The sequence below is a fragment of the Nostoc sp. GT001 genome, assembly GCF_030382115.1.
GTDB lineage: Bacteria > Cyanobacteriota > Cyanobacteriia > Cyanobacteriales > Nostocaceae > Nostoc.
The window spans coordinates 5,488,161-5,506,195 of sequence record NZ_JAUDRJ010000003.1 but is presented as its reverse complement, the minus strand read 5'-3'; the positions used below and the strand labels follow the sequence as shown (position 1 = coordinate 5,506,195).

General features: G+C 39.7%; 12 protein-coding genes and 1 pseudogene. 5 read left to right on the top strand and 8 right to left on the bottom strand.

Annotation, left to right across the window (positions count from 1 at the left end; translation table 11 throughout):
• Nucleotides 1–701: 701 nt before the first annotated feature.
• The 3 genes from QUD05_RS26175 to QUD05_RS26165 all read right to left on the bottom strand — a co-directional run bounded on the left by QUD05_RS26175 (nucleotide 702) and on the right by QUD05_RS26165 (nucleotide 4,429).
• Nucleotides 702–1,808, bottom strand: coding sequence for a response regulator (locus tag QUD05_RS26175; protein WP_289798639.1), 1,107 nt, complete (start codon nucleotides 1,806–1,808; stop codon nucleotides 702–704).
• A 1,403-nt stretch (nucleotides 1,809–3,211) separates the two neighbouring features.
• On the bottom strand, nucleotides 3,212–3,703 hold the full coding sequence (locus tag QUD05_RS26170; RefSeq protein WP_289798638.1) for a hypothetical protein: 492 nt from the start codon (nucleotides 3,701–3,703) through the stop codon (nucleotides 3,212–3,214).
• Between the two features lie 342 nt (nucleotides 3,704–4,045).
• On the bottom strand, nucleotides 4,046–4,429 hold the full coding sequence (locus tag QUD05_RS26165) for a pentapeptide repeat-containing protein (RefSeq protein ID WP_289798637.1): 384 nt from the start codon (nucleotides 4,427–4,429) through the stop codon (nucleotides 4,046–4,048).
• 421 nt (nucleotides 4,430–4,850) lie between these two features.
• On the opposite strand from QUD05_RS26165, the gene QUD05_RS26160 reads away from it, so the two are divergent.
• A complete protein-coding gene (locus tag QUD05_RS26160; RefSeq protein ID WP_289798636.1) occupies nucleotides 4,851–5,501 on the top strand; it encodes a DUF8692 domain-containing protein in 651 nt (216 codons plus the stop codon).
• 229 nt (nucleotides 5,502–5,730) lie between these two features.
• Here the strand turns inward: QUD05_RS26160 and QUD05_RS26155 are convergent, their stop codons facing one another.
• A complete protein-coding gene (locus QUD05_RS26155; protein WP_289798635.1) occupies nucleotides 5,731–5,859 on the bottom strand; it encodes a hypothetical protein in 129 nt (42 codons plus the stop codon).
• A gap of 1,493 nt (nucleotides 5,860–7,352) precedes the next feature.
• On the opposite strand from QUD05_RS26155, the gene QUD05_RS26150 reads away from it, so the two are divergent.
• The 4 genes from QUD05_RS26150 (at nucleotide 7,353) to QUD05_RS26135 (ending at nucleotide 12,226) form a co-directional block, all read left to right on the top strand.
• The gene (locus tag QUD05_RS26150; protein ID WP_289798634.1) at nucleotides 7,353–8,582 is read left to right on the top strand and encodes a sedoheptulose 7-phosphate cyclase; all 1,230 of its coding nucleotides are present in this window, start codon (nucleotides 7,353–7,355) and stop codon (nucleotides 8,580–8,582) included.
• Nucleotides 8,583–8,586: 4 nt separating this feature from the next.
• Complete coding sequence (locus QUD05_RS26145) at nucleotides 8,587–9,420, top strand: O-methyltransferase (RefSeq protein WP_289798633.1); 834 nt, start codon at nucleotides 8,587–8,589, stop codon at nucleotides 9,418–9,420.
• 59 nt (nucleotides 9,421–9,479) lie between these two features.
• Nucleotides 9,480–10,877: an ATP-grasp domain-containing protein gene (locus QUD05_RS26140; RefSeq protein ID WP_289798632.1), complete on the top strand. Its 1,398-nt coding sequence runs from the start codon at nucleotides 9,480–9,482 to the stop codon at nucleotides 10,875–10,877.
• Between the two features lie 308 nt (nucleotides 10,878–11,185).
• Nucleotides 11,186–12,226, top strand: a complete 1,041-nt coding sequence (locus QUD05_RS26135) for a D-alanine--D-alanine ligase family protein (protein WP_289798631.1) — start codon at nucleotides 11,186–11,188, stop codon at nucleotides 12,224–12,226.
• 92 nt (nucleotides 12,227–12,318) lie between these two features.
• Here the strand turns inward: QUD05_RS26135 and QUD05_RS26130 are convergent.
• The 4 genes and pseudogenes from QUD05_RS26130 to rbp all read right to left on the bottom strand — a co-directional run bounded on the left by QUD05_RS26130 (nucleotide 12,319) and on the right by rbp (nucleotide 17,641).
• Nucleotides 12,319–13,765 (bottom strand): annotated as a pseudogene (locus tag QUD05_RS26130) (MFS transporter).
• A gap of 588 nt (nucleotides 13,766–14,353) precedes the next feature.
• Nucleotides 14,354–15,214, bottom strand: coding sequence for an alpha/beta fold hydrolase (locus QUD05_RS26125; RefSeq protein WP_289798630.1), 861 nt, complete (start codon nucleotides 15,212–15,214; stop codon nucleotides 14,354–14,356).
• Nucleotides 15,215–15,344: 130 nt separating this feature from the next.
• On the bottom strand, nucleotides 15,345–16,352 hold the full coding sequence (locus tag QUD05_RS26120) for an aldo/keto reductase (protein WP_289798629.1): 1,008 nt from the start codon (nucleotides 16,350–16,352) through the stop codon (nucleotides 15,345–15,347).
• A 977-nt stretch (nucleotides 16,353–17,329) separates the two neighbouring features.
• Nucleotides 17,330–17,641 carry an RNA-binding regulator gene (gene rbp / locus QUD05_RS26110; RefSeq protein ID WP_289798627.1) on the bottom strand — a complete coding sequence of 104 codons (312 nt, stop codon included), beginning with the start codon at nucleotides 17,639–17,641 and terminating at the stop codon, nucleotides 17,330–17,332.
• Nucleotides 17,642–18,035: the final 394 nt, after the last annotated feature.

Sequence of the window (18,035 nt, the reverse complement as noted above, 5' to 3'; positions counted from 1 at the left end):
CATAATTAGTTATGCTAACCACAGTCATTGCACCCCACACGCCAGATGCTCCACTTGGGGAGACCCCATCGCCCTTGGCGTCTCCCCTTGGGAGAAGACCGCACTGGCTCCCCTTAATCCCCTCCCCGCTCTTCGGGAGGGGAGACAAAGCGTAGCTTTGGCGGGGGTGGGGTTCTTCGGGTTTAATAAGCAATCAAGCGGACATGATATTACAAGAAATAATAGCAATTCAATTAATTATTGCAATACATGCTTGGCTAAAGATGCGATTCATCGCGTCTCTACAAATGGTCTATTTGTCGCATTCTTTTTTCAAATTGGTATAAATTATCCAATCTTGTGGGGTGGGCATCTTGCCCGCCTTTGACTATGGGCTATCGTGTCGCCCACCCCACAATAAATAGTTGTATATTTTTTTATTTGGGAATCCCTTAACTGATTATTTGTCACTGTTAACAACTTGTGTAGCAGATTTCAAGTTGGTGAGGTACACAAGCTAAATCTTTTACCCAGGTATAAAGCGTATTTTTCTCCTGAATTCAGAATTATGCTGTATTAATCTGCCTTTATAAGAGAATGATTAATTCTCACTGACTCAGACAATATTCTATAACTATAATGATAGTGACGCAGATAATATTCAACCTTAAATATCTAAAATAATAGGCTGTTTAAATGGAGTGACTTGCTATATTAGGAAATTAAACAATATGTTGAAAAATGACTTTTAGTAAATCTCCTTGTTTAAAAGGCTTGGTTAAATAGCCTGATGCTCTCACCATCTTAGCTTTAGCTCTATCTAGGAATCCTACTTTTTCTGACACCATAATCACAGGTGTATTTTTAAAATATGAGTGTTTACGCAGCAAAGAGCAGAGTTCATATCCATCGAGATTAGGCATTGATATATCCAACAAAATTATGTCGGGTTTTATACGGATAATCTGCATTAAAGCTTTTAAAGAATCAGTGACTCCGATAACGGAAAAGGTTTGCTCATCTAAATAACTTTTAATAGCATTCAATACTGTAGGACTGTCATCAATACACAAGATTGTGTAGATTTTTCTGTCAGCAGGCGGTTGGATGATTTGCTGACCTCTGTGTTCATTAGTATTAATCGAGTAGGTTGCTGGCTTATAGCCGTTTATTTTAGGTAACTTTGGCGTAGTTTTGGCTTTAGATTGTAGCTCATTTATTTGGAAAAATTGTGAGGTATGCGATTGATAATTTGGCGATGTTTGACGATAACCCGCTTCTCTTTCAGAGACGCTAACGCGAACATTTTGGGGCGTTAAACATCGTTCAACTAATAAACGAACATTTAGATGACAAAATTTTGGCATATCATCCAGAAAACTCTCAGGAATAAATTCATAGCTTCCCTCCTCTAAATTCAGAAATGACTCTAGAACTTCTAGCGCCAATTGCTCTATTAGCATTGCTGCTTGAGAAGAACTGATATATTTCTGATTGACTAACCAACAAATAGCCAGATAATCTGGGTTCGGTATTGCCTGATTTTCAATACCAGTTTCAAATATCGCCCGCACCTGATCTTTGATTCCGTCAGGGAGAGTAGAAATTTGCTCGCTCAAGCGTTGCAAATTTCTGTAAAGCGGCTCAAACATTTTCTCTGAGTAGCTGGCATAAATTAGTTTCCCCTCATCTACATATATTGACCAAGAGCCTGATGTGCTAAACACTTGTAAACAACCAGTAACCGACTTACCAGTGATTTTTTTCAACAAAGGTAGGGGCTGGAGCTTTTGGAAAAATCTGTATCTACTAATCGGAAGTGTCTTCATTGCGATCGCTCTGAAATAAAATTAACATTTGCAGGCAAAATTAGTGAATTACCTTTTCGGAATTCACCGNNNCTTTGTTGGAAGCCTTTTCAGATAAATATAGCGGTCATATTTGAGTTAGTACAGAGATTCCACACCCCCCAACTCTTAATTCACCAATCTCTGTTAAGCTATAATCCACAACTTACAACTAAACCAATTAATGCTACTGACCAANNNCAAAATTGCCCGACTAGTTGTCAGGATATAGTATTTCAAAAATTAGATTGGTTTTCTGTATCTTTAGCTAATCTAGCCAATCTAACAGTAACTCAAGTGCCACACAAAGACCATTGGCTCTCGCCCATCAGTCACAAAAGTATCATTGTTATCCGTATTTTGNNNCCTAAAATTATAGATACTTTAGTTCTCTTGCAAAAGTTTTTTGTCCCTAATCCTGAATTCTGGAGCGACCAAAATCTACTTTAATGTAAATGTAAATGTTTCTCCATCAAGGTTTATAGGCATTAAGTCCGCGCGGAGGAAGTATGTTTTTATATCCGTGACAAAAGTCGTCGGGTACTTTTTCAAGAAGTTTATTCTTGAGGGTAACTTCACAAGAGAAAAAGTATTATTCAAAACTAAGCATTCCAAAAGTTCAATATCTTACTTAAGTTTGTGATTGTAGAGCAACTCTTAGTCTTGGGATTCGGCAAAATTATCACTTGCACAACAATAATGGTAAACCTCCGGCCAAGAATGAGTTTGCTGATAATTGCCGCCATGATGGTGTGTGGTGAGATGCAGAGGCGACTAAATCAGCAGAAGGGAATCTCTTCATAAGTACTGGAAACGGGTTCTAATGTTGTGTGGGCCTAAATAGTCACCCTGCACAAATTGGAGTGACAAATTCAAGAACNNNCAGGAAAATTCTTGANNNGTAGTAGATACCTGCAAAATAGCTGTTTTCAGCTAGATGGTAGATAACAAGTAAATACTCACTAAAACTTAGGTTACTATAATTTTCAAAAAAAAATAGCAGGAATATATAAACTTCATGATAAATCAGTAAAGTAAACATGAAAACTAATTAATATCATCTTCCAGAAAATTGTTAGAAATATTTATTTTTTTAGATGTCCGGGAAAGCTGAAAATGTACAGTAAAAGATAATTATATGTCTGCTTATTGAATTACACTTATAAAAAACTGAATAATTTTATGGTACGAATTTATCCGAAAAATCCTAAGTTTGAAAAATCACAAATATAAATACAAAATTGTACGCGTAGGCATAGCCTGTTGTAAATATCGCATTCATTAATCCATAAGATATATGTAGCGAAAAGACGCAAAGAATTTCTTTGCGTCTTTGGCGTGAGATTTATAAGTGTAAATTCTCACCGTTATACTTCTCCATCTACTTAAAATTGCTCCCGCCAGCACCAGCTTAAAAGTGTACCACCAGCAACCAGCTTCACTACTTCCAGTACCCAATAGCTAGCGTGTAATAAATTCATTGTCGACGGAATAGCAGTAGCAGCTTCAAATAGGTTGAGTTGAACTCCTATAGCACACATCTGCGGAGTTAAGAAATAGGTGTCAAGTACAGCTATAGTTAGCAGCAGCACAGATAAAACAATACTACCAATACTCCAGTGATATCGGGTTTTGTTCAAAGCTAGTGCCCCAGTCAGGACTACAGCCGCTGATAATAATTCCATCCGATTGAAGTTCCAAAAAATCGTATAGCCTGCTGTGGTAAAACCAGCTTGACTCATCATCCCAGAAAGATAAAGGCTAGGCATAATTACCCAGTCTAAAACTAGACTAGCACTGAGCCAAAAGCCCAAGGTCAATACGATCGCGGTTTGCCAAATTGGTCGTTTGAATTCTAGGTTAGAAATAGCAGTCATAAAATAATTGCGTGTGTTGTATTTCTTAGTTTCTAACTTCACCAGCAGTTTGACAACTAATATCAACTAACCTTTACAAAGCGATCGCTCTTATATTCTGAAGTCAATACCAAGATTTTTTAAACTAAGTTAAGAAATCTTAAGTTTTTATAAAAAGTAATTTAAATAGATTTTGTCTGCTTAGAAATATTCAATTTTTTTCTATCGAAATTAACTTGTCAAGCAATATCCGATGTTGAAGCAGACACTTGAGTTATTTTGTACCTCATCTACTTGAAAACTGCTGTATGAAAATTCTTATTTGATTAACTTCATATTGGCTGATAGAGTAACCCAGAATATTCATCCATGAATTATCTCTGGTCCAACGATAATCCTACCATCACCAACAATCGTATTTTGGAACAAGGCATTGTTAATGTAACCGAAATCACTAAGGTAAGACCCTTTGAGATTGGCATTTTCAAATGTGGCACCAATTATGTCAGCATCAGTCACATTAGCATCCTCTAAATTAGTACCAATGAACCTAGCCAGGCTCAATCTGGCATAACTGAGATTAGCCCCACTTAAATTAGCATCACTCAAATTAGCTGCCAATAGATTAGCTCGACTTAAGTTAGCCCCGCTCAGATTAGCTCCATTCAAGTCAGCCTCTTCCAAATTAATCCCACTAAAATCTCTCTCTCCAGCAGCATAACGCTTGAGCAACTCTTTAGCATCCATAGCTAACCTAGATTATGCACATTTAAGATAGTAAGCTTCATCAAAACTTAAAAAATTCAAGACACAAATAACTTGAATATTTTTTTGCTGTATGAAATAATCTAAACCTGTTGCTTTTGTTTTGTTAACCTTATCTTAATTCTATACTCTTGCAACTCAAGTGTTTGACATTTAACTTCTTAACCAAATCATCATCAAAGTTAAAAATGATACTCTTTGCTGCCCAACGAATACTGAAATATGTCTAGTAAATATCTGGTTGATGCCTAAATGTATGCCTATCAGTCACACACCCCATTTGTCCTTACTAGTAATTTTTACACGAGCAGCAAAATCATACTTTCATAGCAGATATTCAGTTATCCAACAACAATACTTAAAAATCTGCAAGAAGGGTCTTAGATAATCAAGGTAGAAACCCATGACAAACTTAGTTCTTCAAAAATCAAGCTATATTAATCAAATCAAAATTTTATTATTAACATTTTTAATAACAATCATTCCATTTTCTTTAATTTCAATATTCCTGCAATTAAAAGCTAAAGTACCTACAGAAGATTTGACAAGAGATCCATCTGCCATCATGAGTATGCCTTTTTATCTGGGATTTTTCTCAAATATTGGTATATTGCTTTGGTGTTCTTCAGCATCAATATGTCTCTTTAGTTACATACTACTGAAAAAAGATATTAGAGCTAAAGAATATTCATCATTCTTTTTGTTTTCTGGGCTAATAACCTGTTTGTTACTCTTTGATGACTTTTTCTTAATTCATGATAGTGTTTTTCCTGATTATTTAAATATTAATGAAAGCGCATTTTACTTAATCTACATTGCAATCACCTCAATCTTTTTCCTTAAATTCAAAACAATATTGAAGAAAACTGAATTTCTAATTTTGTTATCTGCTATTTTCTTTTTTGGATTATCAATTGTTTGTGACAATATATTTCCTGACATCCATATTGCCATAGAAGACACGTTTAAGCTACTAGGAATTAGTACTTGGTTTACATATTTTACAAGGATATGCCTACAACGGGTAAGCAGACTTATAAGTTTATCACGCTAATTTTTTTCACAAATTGTATGTTAGCTTTTGGAATTTATAAATATTAAGATTGTTTAAATTACTTTTTAAATAAATTTTGCCTGTTAGAAATACTCAACTTTTTATATTGTAAAGTAACTAAGCGATCGCACTGGCAAATTCCTTCGTTTGACAGCTATCTAGCACAACAGTAGCGTTGTAATTTTTTAACGCAGATATGATATAAAAACAGCGTGTGTTCCATAATTTCTTAGACTACACCAGTTGCGATCGCATATAGTGGCAATATTTTGCTATATATGTGAATTAGTGTACTGTTGAGTTCATCCGGTAAATCGCGATCTTTTACCCGTGAACCATACACGCAAAAGTGAAACATTAGACTTCTTGCAGAAGTGGGGAAAAGGATAAGGGATAAAGGGTAAAGGTATAGAATTTTCTCTTACCCTTTAACCTTCCCCCAAAATCTTGGCATTTGTTACTTTTGCAAGATATGGCAACGGACAGGGAGCTTAGGACAGCAATAAAATCATAAAGTACGCTGTTGAAGACGCGTTTCCCGCAAACTGTCCTAACGGCTTTGGCAACTGCTATATCTATTGTATGTATATGCATCTAGAACCAACAAAGCGATGGATTTCGGGCAACGCAACGCATAATTAAATTCGCCAGATGTCTCTTAGATATAGCTACTGCCCAAAATATCTTGTTGTATAAAATATCTATCTTTAGACATATTTTATTGTAGATATGTGGTTATTCAGTACACTTCGCATGGTGGATTGACTGAAATATATTTACAAATGTTATGATTTGTATTACTGTAATGTTATGATTTGTGTTGAACTTTTCAGTAACCTACTAGTAAAATCTTTGCTGGTTCAGCTTGAAAAGCCTTTATTTAGGACTAAGAAAGCAATTTAAGCAAACTTAGAAACCTTTAACACACACAACCGTTCCTTAAAAAAGTTAAATTTTTGTTGCCAGTAACTCAGATATTTAAATTCTGAATTTTCAGGGGTTGCTGAAGTATGTATATTAAATACTGAGCATTAAATTGACTGGAAAAGGAGGTATTTTACTGATGTTATGAACAGAATGCAGTGAGTCATCTTTGTTTTGAGCCATTTTATGGTTTGAGACTAATGCAAAAAACGGCGAGATGAGGATTAATCATGACTGTAATATCAAATGTCAGCCTGGAGATAGACAATGATAAACAATATCAGTAGTTTACTTAGATATGAGTTTTGCAAGGTCTAACGATTGGAAAGTTGTTAGAGACAAATATAGTGGAGTTAATAAAAATTCAGATAAACTTACTAAAAGTCCACTGTTATTCTGAAGCAAAGAGAGTGTAACGAGTTTAGTAATATAAGGTTTGACACTAATGCTCATAAACAGCGAACTAACGGTTAATCAAGGTTCTAATCTAAAATTGAAGCTGGGAGATCAACGATACAATCATTTATCTCGGTTAGAATTTTTGCGGAATCTTACAGTTGGAAAGCCACTATATTTAGATATAGTGGAATCAATCTGAATTCAGATGAGTTTCCCAAAACAAAAGTCAATAATCCACAGAATAAGAAGGCAAGTATTATTCCAATATATTGCTAGTGTGTATACTTGACTTGTTTGAGGTTATGCCGAATTAAAGGTTAACCCATCTACAGAATTTACTCAAATGAATGGTGTTGTTTAAAAACATTGCCAGTCAGTAATAAGCGTTAGCTTTTGATTGAAAGCTAATTTTGTCCTGTCTTTTATCTGAAAGGGTGAAAAACATGATTGCTTGCTGGCATTCATTAGGGTAAATCGCGATTATTACCGAAATCTCACAATCTTTATAATTGGAATAAGGGCAACACAATGAATAAGGTTCAAGCATCATTTGAAGCTACCGAAACTGCGTTTCACGTGCAAGGTTACGAAAAAATCGATTTTAGCCTTGTCTATGTGAACGGTGCATTTGATATTGAAAACAGAGAAATTGCAGATAGCTACGCAAAATTTGGTCGCTGTCTGACTGTAATTGATGCCAATGTTCATGAACTGTATGGCGATCAGATCAGGTCATATTTTAGACACTATGACATTGAACTGACAGTATTTCCGATCATCATTACAGAGCCAGCTAAAACCCTGGCAACCTTTGAAAAAATCGTTGACGCTTTTTCAGATTTTGGCTTAGTTCGTAAAGAACCAGTCTTAGTTGTCGGTGGTGGTCTAGTTACTGATGTGGCTGGATTTGCTTGTGCTTCTTACCGTCGCAAGAGCAACTATATTCGCATTCCTACCACATTGATTGGTTTAATCGATGCAGGTGTAGCGATTAAGGTAGCAGTTAATCATCGCAAGTTAAAAAATCGCTTGGGAGCATATCATGCACCCTTGAAAGTGATCCTGGACTTCTCATTCTTGAAAACCTTGCCAACGGCTCAAGTTCGTAATGGGATGGCAGAGTTAGTGAAAATTGCGGTAGTTTCTAACTCGGAAGTCTTTGAACTGCTATACGAATATGGCGAAGAACTGCTTTCGACTCACTTTGGACATGTGAACGCGACACCGGAAATTAAAGAGATTGCCCATAAAGTCAACTACGAGGCAATCAAAACTATGTTGGAGTTAGAGACTCCTAACTTGCATGAACTAGACCTCGATCGCGTCATCGCTTACGGTCATACTTGGAGTCCTACCCTAGAATTAGCACCTCAGATACCCCTATATCATGGTCATGCGGTCAATATAGATATGGCTTTGTCTGCAACCATTGCAGCACAACGCGGCTATATTCCAACAGGAGAGCGCGATCGCATCCTAGACTTGATGAGTCGTATCGGTTTATCACTCGATCATCCTCTACTAGATGGAGATTTACTCTGGGATGCTACCCAATCGATAAGCTTGACACGAGATGGCAAACTACGTGCAGCTATGCCTTGTCCGATTGGTGAGTGCTTCTTTGCCAACGATCTAACTCGTGAAGAACTTGATGTTGCTCTGGCTGAACACAAACGTCTTTGTGCTAAATACCCTCGTGGCGGAAAAGGTGTTGACGCATACATTGAAAGTCAAGAAGCCAAGCTAGTGGGGGTGTGAAAATATGACGAGTGTTTTAGGACGAGAAACAGCTAGACCGATAACGCCACACAGTATTTTAGTAGCCCAGCTACAGCAAACCCTCAAATTAGCAGAAGAGAACAATATTCCCGTAGAGATATTAGATTCTTTGCGGCAGGGAGTTCAATTAGCGGCGGGTTTAGATCCCTACTTGGATGATTACACCACGCCAGAATCGAGCGCATTGACAGCATTGGCGCAAAAAACTAGTAAAGAAGACTGGAGCAAACGCTTCAGCGATGGTGAAACAGTGCGTCAACTAGAGCAGGAAATGCTCTCAGGGCATCTGGAAGGACAGACATTGAAAATGTTTGTTCATATCACTAAAGCAAAGCGCATTCTAGAAGTAGGAATGTTCACAGGGTATTCAGCCTTAGCAATGGCAGAAGCATTACCAAGTGATGGGCAACTTATCGGTTGCGAAGTAGATCCTTATGTTGCTGAATTTGCTCAAGCTTGTTTTAGTGAGTCTCCCCACGGCGACAAAATCGTTGTGGAAGTAGCACCTGCTTTAGAGACACTCCACAAGCTGGCTGCCAGAAAAGAAGTATTCGATCTGATCTTCATTGATGCCGATAAAAAAGAGTATGTAGAATACTTCCAGACCATTTTGGATGGTAACTTACTGACTCCCGACGGGTTAATCTGTGTGGATAACACTTTGTTGCAGGGACAAGTTTACCTACCACCCGAACAACGCACCGCCAACGGTGAAGCGATCGCTCAATTCAACCGCGTTGTCGCCACCGATCCTCGTGTAGAGCAAGTTCTGTTACCCATCCGAGATGGTGTAACGCTAATTAGACGCGTGGCGTAACAAAGTTTGTAGAGACGTTACAATGCAACGTCTCTACAATAAACACAAAGGAAAAACTTATGGCACAATCAATTTCTTTATCTCTGCCTCAATCCCCAACCTCATCAACGGGTGTTAAGGTAAAGGTAGTAGCTCTATTCAAGACTCTCGGTACTCTGACATTATTACTAATAGCCTTGCCGTTCAATGCTTTGATAGTATTGATATCTTTGCTGTGGGGCATTGTGAGTTCGCCGTTTACGAAAAAAGCTGTCGTAGCTGCTCATCCTCAGACTATCTTGGTAAGTGGAGCCAAGATGACTAAAGCATTGCAACTTGCTCGCTCTTTCCATGCCGCAGGACACAGAGTTATTTTGATTGAAGGTAACAAATACTGGTTGTCTGGTCATAGATTTTCAAAGGCGGTAAGTCGTTTTTATACGGTTCCGGCTCCACAAGAAGATCCAGAAGGCTATATCCAGGCGCTAGTAGAAATTGTCAAGCAAGAAAAGGTTGACGTTTATGTTCCTGTATGCAGTCCTGTAGCTAGCTATTATGACTCTTTAGCAAAGCCTGTATTATCAGAATACTGCGAAGTTTTCCACTTCGATCCAGATATAACCAAGATGTTGGATGATAAATTTGCCTTTACCGATCGGGCGCGATCGCTTGGTTTATCTGTCCCCAAATCGTTTAAAATCACAGATCCTCAACAAGTTATCAATTTCGATTTTAGTCAAGAAACCCGCAAATATATTCTTAAAAGTATTGATTACGACTCCGTTCGCCGTTTAAATTTAACCAAACTTCCCTGCGACACCCCAGAAGAGACAGCAGCCTTTGTCAACAGTTTACCTATCAGTCCAGAAAAACCTTGGATTATGCAAGAGTTTATTCCTGGTAAGGAATTATGCACACATAGTACAGTGCGGGATGGGGAATTAAGATTGCATTGTTGTTCAAACTCTTCTGCGTTTCAAATCAACTATGAAAACGTCGAAAATCCCCAAATCCGTCAATGGGTGCAACACTTCGTCAAGAGTTTGGCTTTAACTGGGCAAGTTTCTTTCGACTTTATCCAAGCTGAAGACGGTACAGTTTACGCCATTGAATGCAATCCCCGTACCCATTCGGCAATTACAATGTTCTACAATCACCCCGGTGTTGCAGACGCTTATCTTGGTAAAACTCCCCTAGCTGCACCTCTGGAACCCCTAGCAAGTAGCAAGCCCACTTACTTCCTATATCACGAAATCTGGCGACTAACTGGTATTCGTTCTTGGAAACAATTGCAAACATCGGTTAATACTCTAGTGCGGGGCACTGATGCTATTTACAGTCTTGATGACCCCATACCATTTTTGACTTTGCATCATTGGCAGATTCCCTTGCTTTTGCTGAAGAATCTCCAACAACTCAAAGGATGGGTAAAAATAGACTTCAATATTGGCAAACTGGTGGAATTAGGTGGCGATTAAATAATTCGTAATTCGTAATACTTCGGCTCCCTTCTCTACGAGAGGCTGCACTTCGACTACGCCCTTCGGCTACGCTCAGGACAGGCTCTGTTACCACGCCAACGGCTTCTCTACGAGACGCTACGCGTTAGCGGAGCTTTCGCTTTAGCGATACGCTCAGGGCAAGACGCTCAGTACAAGTTCGTAATTCGTAATTGAAGAATAATTCAGTAGATCATAGCCCCTCCTCGCTTGCGGGGTGGGGTTCTCATAGCCCACTCAGCTGAGAACGTCCATATAAATTCTAATACTACATAGGAAGATAAATTATGCCAGTACTTCGTATCCTTCATTTAGTTGGGTCTGCATATAATGATTTTTACTGTGATTTGTCACGCCTTTATGCCCAAGACTGTCTCGCGGCAACGGCAGATCGATCGCACTATGACTTTCAGATCGCATACATCACACCCGATCGCCAGTGGCGATTTCCTCCCTCACTCAGCCCTGAAGATATTGCTGACACCAAACCGATGACTCTGTTTGATGCCATAGAGTTTATAACAGCGCAAAACATTGACCTCGTGTTACCACAAATGTTTTGTATTCCTGGAATGACTCACTACCGCGCCCTATTTGACCTGCTGAAGATCCCTTATGTAGGCAATACTCCAGATATCATGGCGATCGCAGCGCATAAAGGCAGAGCTAAAGCAATTGTTGAAGCCGCAGGGGTAAAAGTGCCTCGTGGAGAACTGCTTCGCCAAGGAGACGTTCCAACAATTACACCTCCAGCGATCGTTAAACCCGTAAGTTCCGATAACTCTTTAGGGATAGCCTTAGTCAAAGAGGCTACTGAATATGACGCTGCTCTCAAGCAAGCATTTGAATATGCTTCGGAGGTCATTGTAGAAGAATTTATCGAGCTCGGTCGAGAAGTCAGATGTGGCATTATTGTCAAAGACGGCGAGCTAGTGGGTTTACCCCTTGAAGAGTATCAGGTAGACCCCCACGATAAACCCATCCGCAACTTTGCTGATAAACTCAAACAAACGGACGATGGCAACTTGGATTGTGCCGCTAAAGATAATATCAAAGCTTGGATGGTAGACCCTAACGACCCGATTACCCAAAAGGTTCAGCAAGTGGCTAAGAAGTGTCATCAAGCTTTGGGTTGTCGCCACTACAGTTTATTTGACTTCCGCATCGACCCAAAGGGGCAACCTTGGTTTTTAGAAGCCGGGTTGTATTGTTCTTTTGCCCCCAAAAGCGTAATTTCCTGTATGGCAAAGGCAGCGGGAATCTCTGTAAATGAGTTATTAATGACGGCTATCAATGAAACCTTGGGGAGTAATAAAACTGTAAAATAAAGATGTAAGTTAGCAGTTCTTCCTATAGGTGGATAAATCTCCAGGTTGAATACAAAATTATTTTTTCATATCCGTAACAAAGAAATTTCATCCTAACTACCCAAATCTTTTTTAGAAATGAGTGGCACAAGTGAAGCTAATCGTAATACACCAGATACAATAAATACTTCTGCTATGCCAAAAGACCCAGCAAATTGAGCGATGAAGCCACCGATAGTTGCTCCTAAAGCACCACTTGCTCCAGCGACAGCTGCTGCTGTTGCAAAATAGATAGACTGATTTTTGACTGGTGCAATTTCTATCTGAAGATTGTTGTTACACAAGTCAACTCCTCCCCAATTAGCTCCAATAAAAATGTGTAACAGCGGCAACCATAGCCAGAGATCGATAGGGCTAGAACCCATCTTCAGCCACAGCCAAGGTATGACTGCAATTAGAATTCCAGTAGAAATTAGAATTGGACGATTGCCTATTTTATCTGCTAATCTACCCCACACGATGAGCATTAGCATGTGTGCCCCTGCTCGCAGGCTATTGTAGAAAGTTACCCAACTCACATCCAGGTTCAGCGTATCTAGCAAGTAGAGATTAAAAAACGGGGCACTCAGATTAACAGCAAACGTCCATGAGCCGAAATAAAGCAGAAACACGAAAAAATTAGAGTTTTTCCAAATGCTGCTATCTATCTGGTTTTGAGGAGTTGGCATTTGCGGCAGAGAGATTGGTTCAGATATCTCACTAGGTTCATTTGCTGCGGAGTCTGACTGAATCTCACTGGTTTGAGATGAGTTAGCATAATAAGTATTTTTTAATTGAGGATTTATATCAACCTGAAAATACTGACACCCCAAGCTTACAATTCCAAAGATAATGCCTAAGAGCAAAATCACCCCATAACCTTGGATAGGCCCCCCGTACCAATGTGATACAGCTAGACCGAGCTATTGGCAAACCGACCAACTCGGTTAACTTAGCAAGGCTATTGCGTAGCCCGAAATATCTACCTCGTAATTGCCGTGGGACTAACATTGCTATCCAACTCAACCAAGATGCGGCTCCTAGTCCTCCTAACAAATGGCTGCATACGAGAATCAAAAGCGACAATATCACTAATTGATTGGAATTCAGCCCTCCCCAACTAAAGCTAACAATGCCAATTACTAAAATCAGCCATAGTAGCCGACCAATCCCATGAGTGCGAAGGGAATACTGAAAGCGGCTAGTGCTGCGTTCAGACAAATAAGCACCCATCGGCTGAAAGAGATTCACCAACATGGGGATAGAACTCACCATGCCAAATACTACTGGACTGGCATCCAACCCCACCAAGAAATTACCTAGCAAAATTCCGCCAGTACCAATAGAGAAAACTGCTGCGAAAACACCATCGACAGTAGAAGCCCTCAAACTCCTGCGAATACCATCTTTAGAAATACGAGGGCTGAATGTTGAGGTAGGAGAGAGTGTTGTTGATGGTGAAGCAATCTGAGCAATTTCTATAGAAAGAGATGCACCTGTTTCAATTTGAGACGAATCCATAAATCTAGTATTTAAGAAAATAATTAGGATTTACGCATCATACATATGTACTATACTGACTTTGGGCTTTTGATCAACCGCAGGGATAGTCTGTACGATCATCACGTATTGTGTTTTTCATTTCAAGAGTTGATATACCCGATTTACCAGGGCAAACGTATCTAAATTACTTTTGATCGCAACCAACGTTAATAACCAACGAAAAAATCAGCATTTCTCGTTTGGTTTAGTTTCCAAGACTCCAAGCGATGTCTACGATGGTCACTGAGCGTAGCCGTTGGCGCAGCCTCTCGTAGAGAAGGGCGCAGCCGTTCGCGCAGCGTCTCGTAGAGAAGTGCGGGCTACGCCTACGCTTAACTATTTGTCAATAAATAAGACTTAATAAGATTGTTTTAGGCCCTATTGAGAATATACTTCATAAACTTGATGATACTTAGTATCTGCATTTCTTATTAAAAACGAAACGCGCTTCATATTCCAAGTTGTATAAAGGTTTGACTTAATCATTTAATAGTTATTTTGGCAGTTTTTGACTCCTTTTTTCTCAGGCTTTGTGATAAATCCAGAGTAAGGGTGTTACGAATTGATCTAACGTTTGTAAACCAAGAAACCCGCGATCGCATCCAAAAGTGCTTCAGGCTCATCTGCGCGGATTAAATGACTGCTATTCTCAAAAATTCTCAAATCTGCATTAGGAATTGCCTGAGCAATTTCCTCAGAAAATTCTGGGGCGCAAATCCAGTCATGCCGACCTGCAATCACTAAAGTAGGTGCGGTAATTTTGTGTAACTGGTCAAGAATATTGTAGTTGCGGAGGAAACCGCCAAAAGCAACATTAATCGCATCAACTGAGAGAATATTTCGCTGCCAAGCAATGGCTGAGGTGGTGGGATTATATTTTAGCGAATACATTGATCCCAACACTTGAAAATACTGTCTTAGCTGTTCCTCATTTTCAAAATTTCCATCCCAAAGTCGTTGAGCGCTTGTTTTTTGTTCTTCAGTTCCCTTCGATGCGAGGATTTCCTTAGCCCGTTCTAAAAATCCACTATGGGCTGCCGTGGCAATCACAATCAGATGAGAGACATTCTGAGGATAGCGGACTGCATAAGTCAGAGCCACCATACCACCGTAAGAACCACCAATCACAACGATTTTGTCCAGACCAAGGTGTTGGCGCAACGCTTCCATATCTTCAACATTATTGTCTAAAGTATAGGTTTCTTTAGGTCCACGTGCAGACCTTCCTTGACCGCGATGGTCAAAATAGACTAGTTGAAGTTTTTGGCTTAAAGTCGAGAAGGTTGGTTTGAAGGAAGTATGATCCGCACCAGGCCCCCCGTGAATTAGAAAGGCGACAGGTTTAGAGCAGATGCTCGCGCCATCCACCACTAATGCAGAACCTTCCACATCAAAGAAAATCTCTGTATCTCTTATTTTCGCTCGCATTTTCGGGATTGTATAAAATTACGTGATTTACGCCTAATTATGAATGAGGTTAGCGCAGTAAGACGTAGTCCATTATGAATTAGTAATTATTTTGCAATGATTCATATTCAAATTCAGCAACGTTGAAATTTCACTTAGTTTGGAAGATATTTTGTACCATTTTTTTGTCTGAATTTGCCGCCGCCTTATCTAACTCTGCAATCTCACTGGCGTCTAATTGCCAACCCAACGCGCCAAGATTCTCCTTTGCTTGTTCGACGCTCTTTGCTCCAGGGATAGGAATAGTTCCTTTACAGATGCACCAATTAATTGCTACCTGTGACATAGTTTTGTTTCTGAACTGTGCTACCTCTCGCAAACATCCCAAAAGCGATTTACCAGCAGAAGCCGCTTTGCCTCTACGCATTCCTGATAATATTTGCTTAAATAACAGACCTCGAATGCCTTTAGGCAAAGGGCCTTGCTCAGAGTATTTTCCTGTCAGTAGTCCCAAAGCTAGAGGGCTGTAGGCAATCAATTTAATGTCTAACTCATCACAAAGGTCTTTGAGCTTGAGTTGAGTGACAGGATATGTAGACAACAGAGAATATTGAACTTGCAGAGTTGTAATCGGAACGCCTCGTTCGGCGAATTTTTTCTGCACTCTCATCAGCCGTTTCGGCCCATAATTGGATAATCCCACGCCCTTGACCAGTCTTTGTTCATACAAATCGGCAAGACCATCTAAAAGTCCTTCCTCTTGCCAAGGCGCATAGTTTGCTGTTGACCAATGCATTTGTACCAAATCGACATTTCTTCCCAAGCGTTGGGCAGATGACTGGCAAGCCTTTACCATTGATTGACGCGTCCATCTCCAGGGGTAAGCAGCAAGCTTAGTTGCAATACAAATATTTTCTTTGGCTGAACCTACATATTCTCGGTTGAATCGTCCCAGAAGCAACTCACTCCGACCATTCAATCTCCCCGTTCCGTAAGAATCGCCTGTATCAAATAAAGTTACACCATTGCTTACGCAAAGGTTAAATACGGCTTGCAACTGCTCATCCATACTTTCGTCATATCCCCAAAGCAGTTGGTTGCCCCAAGCCCAAGTACCACAGCCCATGCTTGGAAGTGAGAGTTTTTGGAGAGTCTGCATCTTTGCTATTTGTAGATTGCCTTATTAATTATCAGGCATATATAGCAGTCCGAAATCATTCGTGAAAATTTGAGATAGTTAGAATAATTTCAACTTGACAGACTACTATTAGGGAATATGGTCGGATTTGCCAAAAGCCAAGCTTTTTCAGTCCAAGCGTTATTAAATAACCCCACCTCTGACACGTTTAATTCAAATGAATGGGGTGGTGATTCTAGCAACAAAGGCGAACCTTTATCATGGGCCTCAACTAAGTTAACTATCCAGGGAAGAAAGTCTAAGATTTCTTTTGGTAATACAGTTAACTCGAAATCCCACAACAAATTCAGACCTCGGCAGACTTGTCCTTTTCTGGTCACTGTCACTCTACCAGCACTCTTGTTAATAGCCAGTCGCAGAATAAATGGGCGGAATGGGACAAATTCATCGGGTGCTGTATAAGCGTATACATTTATATAGTTGAGTCTCTGCCTACGATCCATCCAAGATGCGATCGGTGAATTACTACTATAAGATGTACCAGTTATAAGTACNNNAGCNATACTCATCGCAGTAGCAAAGTTAGAGTAGAACTTATGCCTTAGTTCGTTAACAATATGTTTAGCTTCTGGATTCATGGTTGCTACACCTATTACAAAAACGATACCTGCGGTAAGCTACCCTAACGCATGGCTTCATAAGAATTATTTCCTAAAACCTCCTGCATCACTTCTCTACGAGAGGCTGCGCCCGAAGCGAAGCTATGCCGCAGGCTTTACGACTACGCCCTTCTCTACGAGAGGCTGCGCCAACGGCTACGCTCAGGACAGGCTCAGTGACCACCTGCTCTCTGACTTGAAAGTGCTGAGTGCTGTTAGCTGATAGCTAAGGTTGAGCCAGTGCTGAGTGCTGAGTCAAAATACAAGTCCCAAAACGCAAAAAAGGCAGACTCCTTGTCTGCCCTTAAGACCTGAGAGTTAAATTTTTGGTTTTAGACCTTAATAGCGGCCACCACCACCGCCACCGCCACCATAGCCTCCTCGTCTACCACCAGAGGAACCGCCATCTGTTTTGGGCTTGGCTTTATTAACTTTTAAGCTTCGACCCATCCATTCAGCGTTATCAAGGGCATCAATCGCCGCTTGTTCTTGTGCGTCTGATTCCAATTCCACAAACCCGAAACCTCTCATCCGACCTGTTTCTCGGTCGACAGGCAATTGAACATTTTTTACAGTTCCATATTCTGCAAAGACTTGCCGGAGGTCATCTTCTTTAACCTCATAAGATAGATTGCCGACGTAAATTGACATAGAATGTCTCCAGAATCAGAGGGTGTAGAGATTTAGATCCGGAGAGGTCTGTAATACAAGTATATATAAAAACAAACTGTACAGCCGAATTTCATCTTCCACGCATACTTTAACATAAATGGAGAAGTTATGTTCGTAAGTAACACTATACTTAATCTGTCGATCTAAGTACTCAGATAGTTGGCAAAACTAGTTTCAAATCAACCTACCAACGATCGCATTAAATTTGCAGCGATCAAAAAATTTTCAGAACTGAACTTAATTTATCTTCAAAGAATATTAATTGGTAATTTTTAGATTTTGTTCAATCAAAATTTCGAGAGAGAATAAATCAATAAAACCAGTGCGATCGCTTGTAACGTAAAATTAGTTTCCATCCAGCATTTGCTAACAC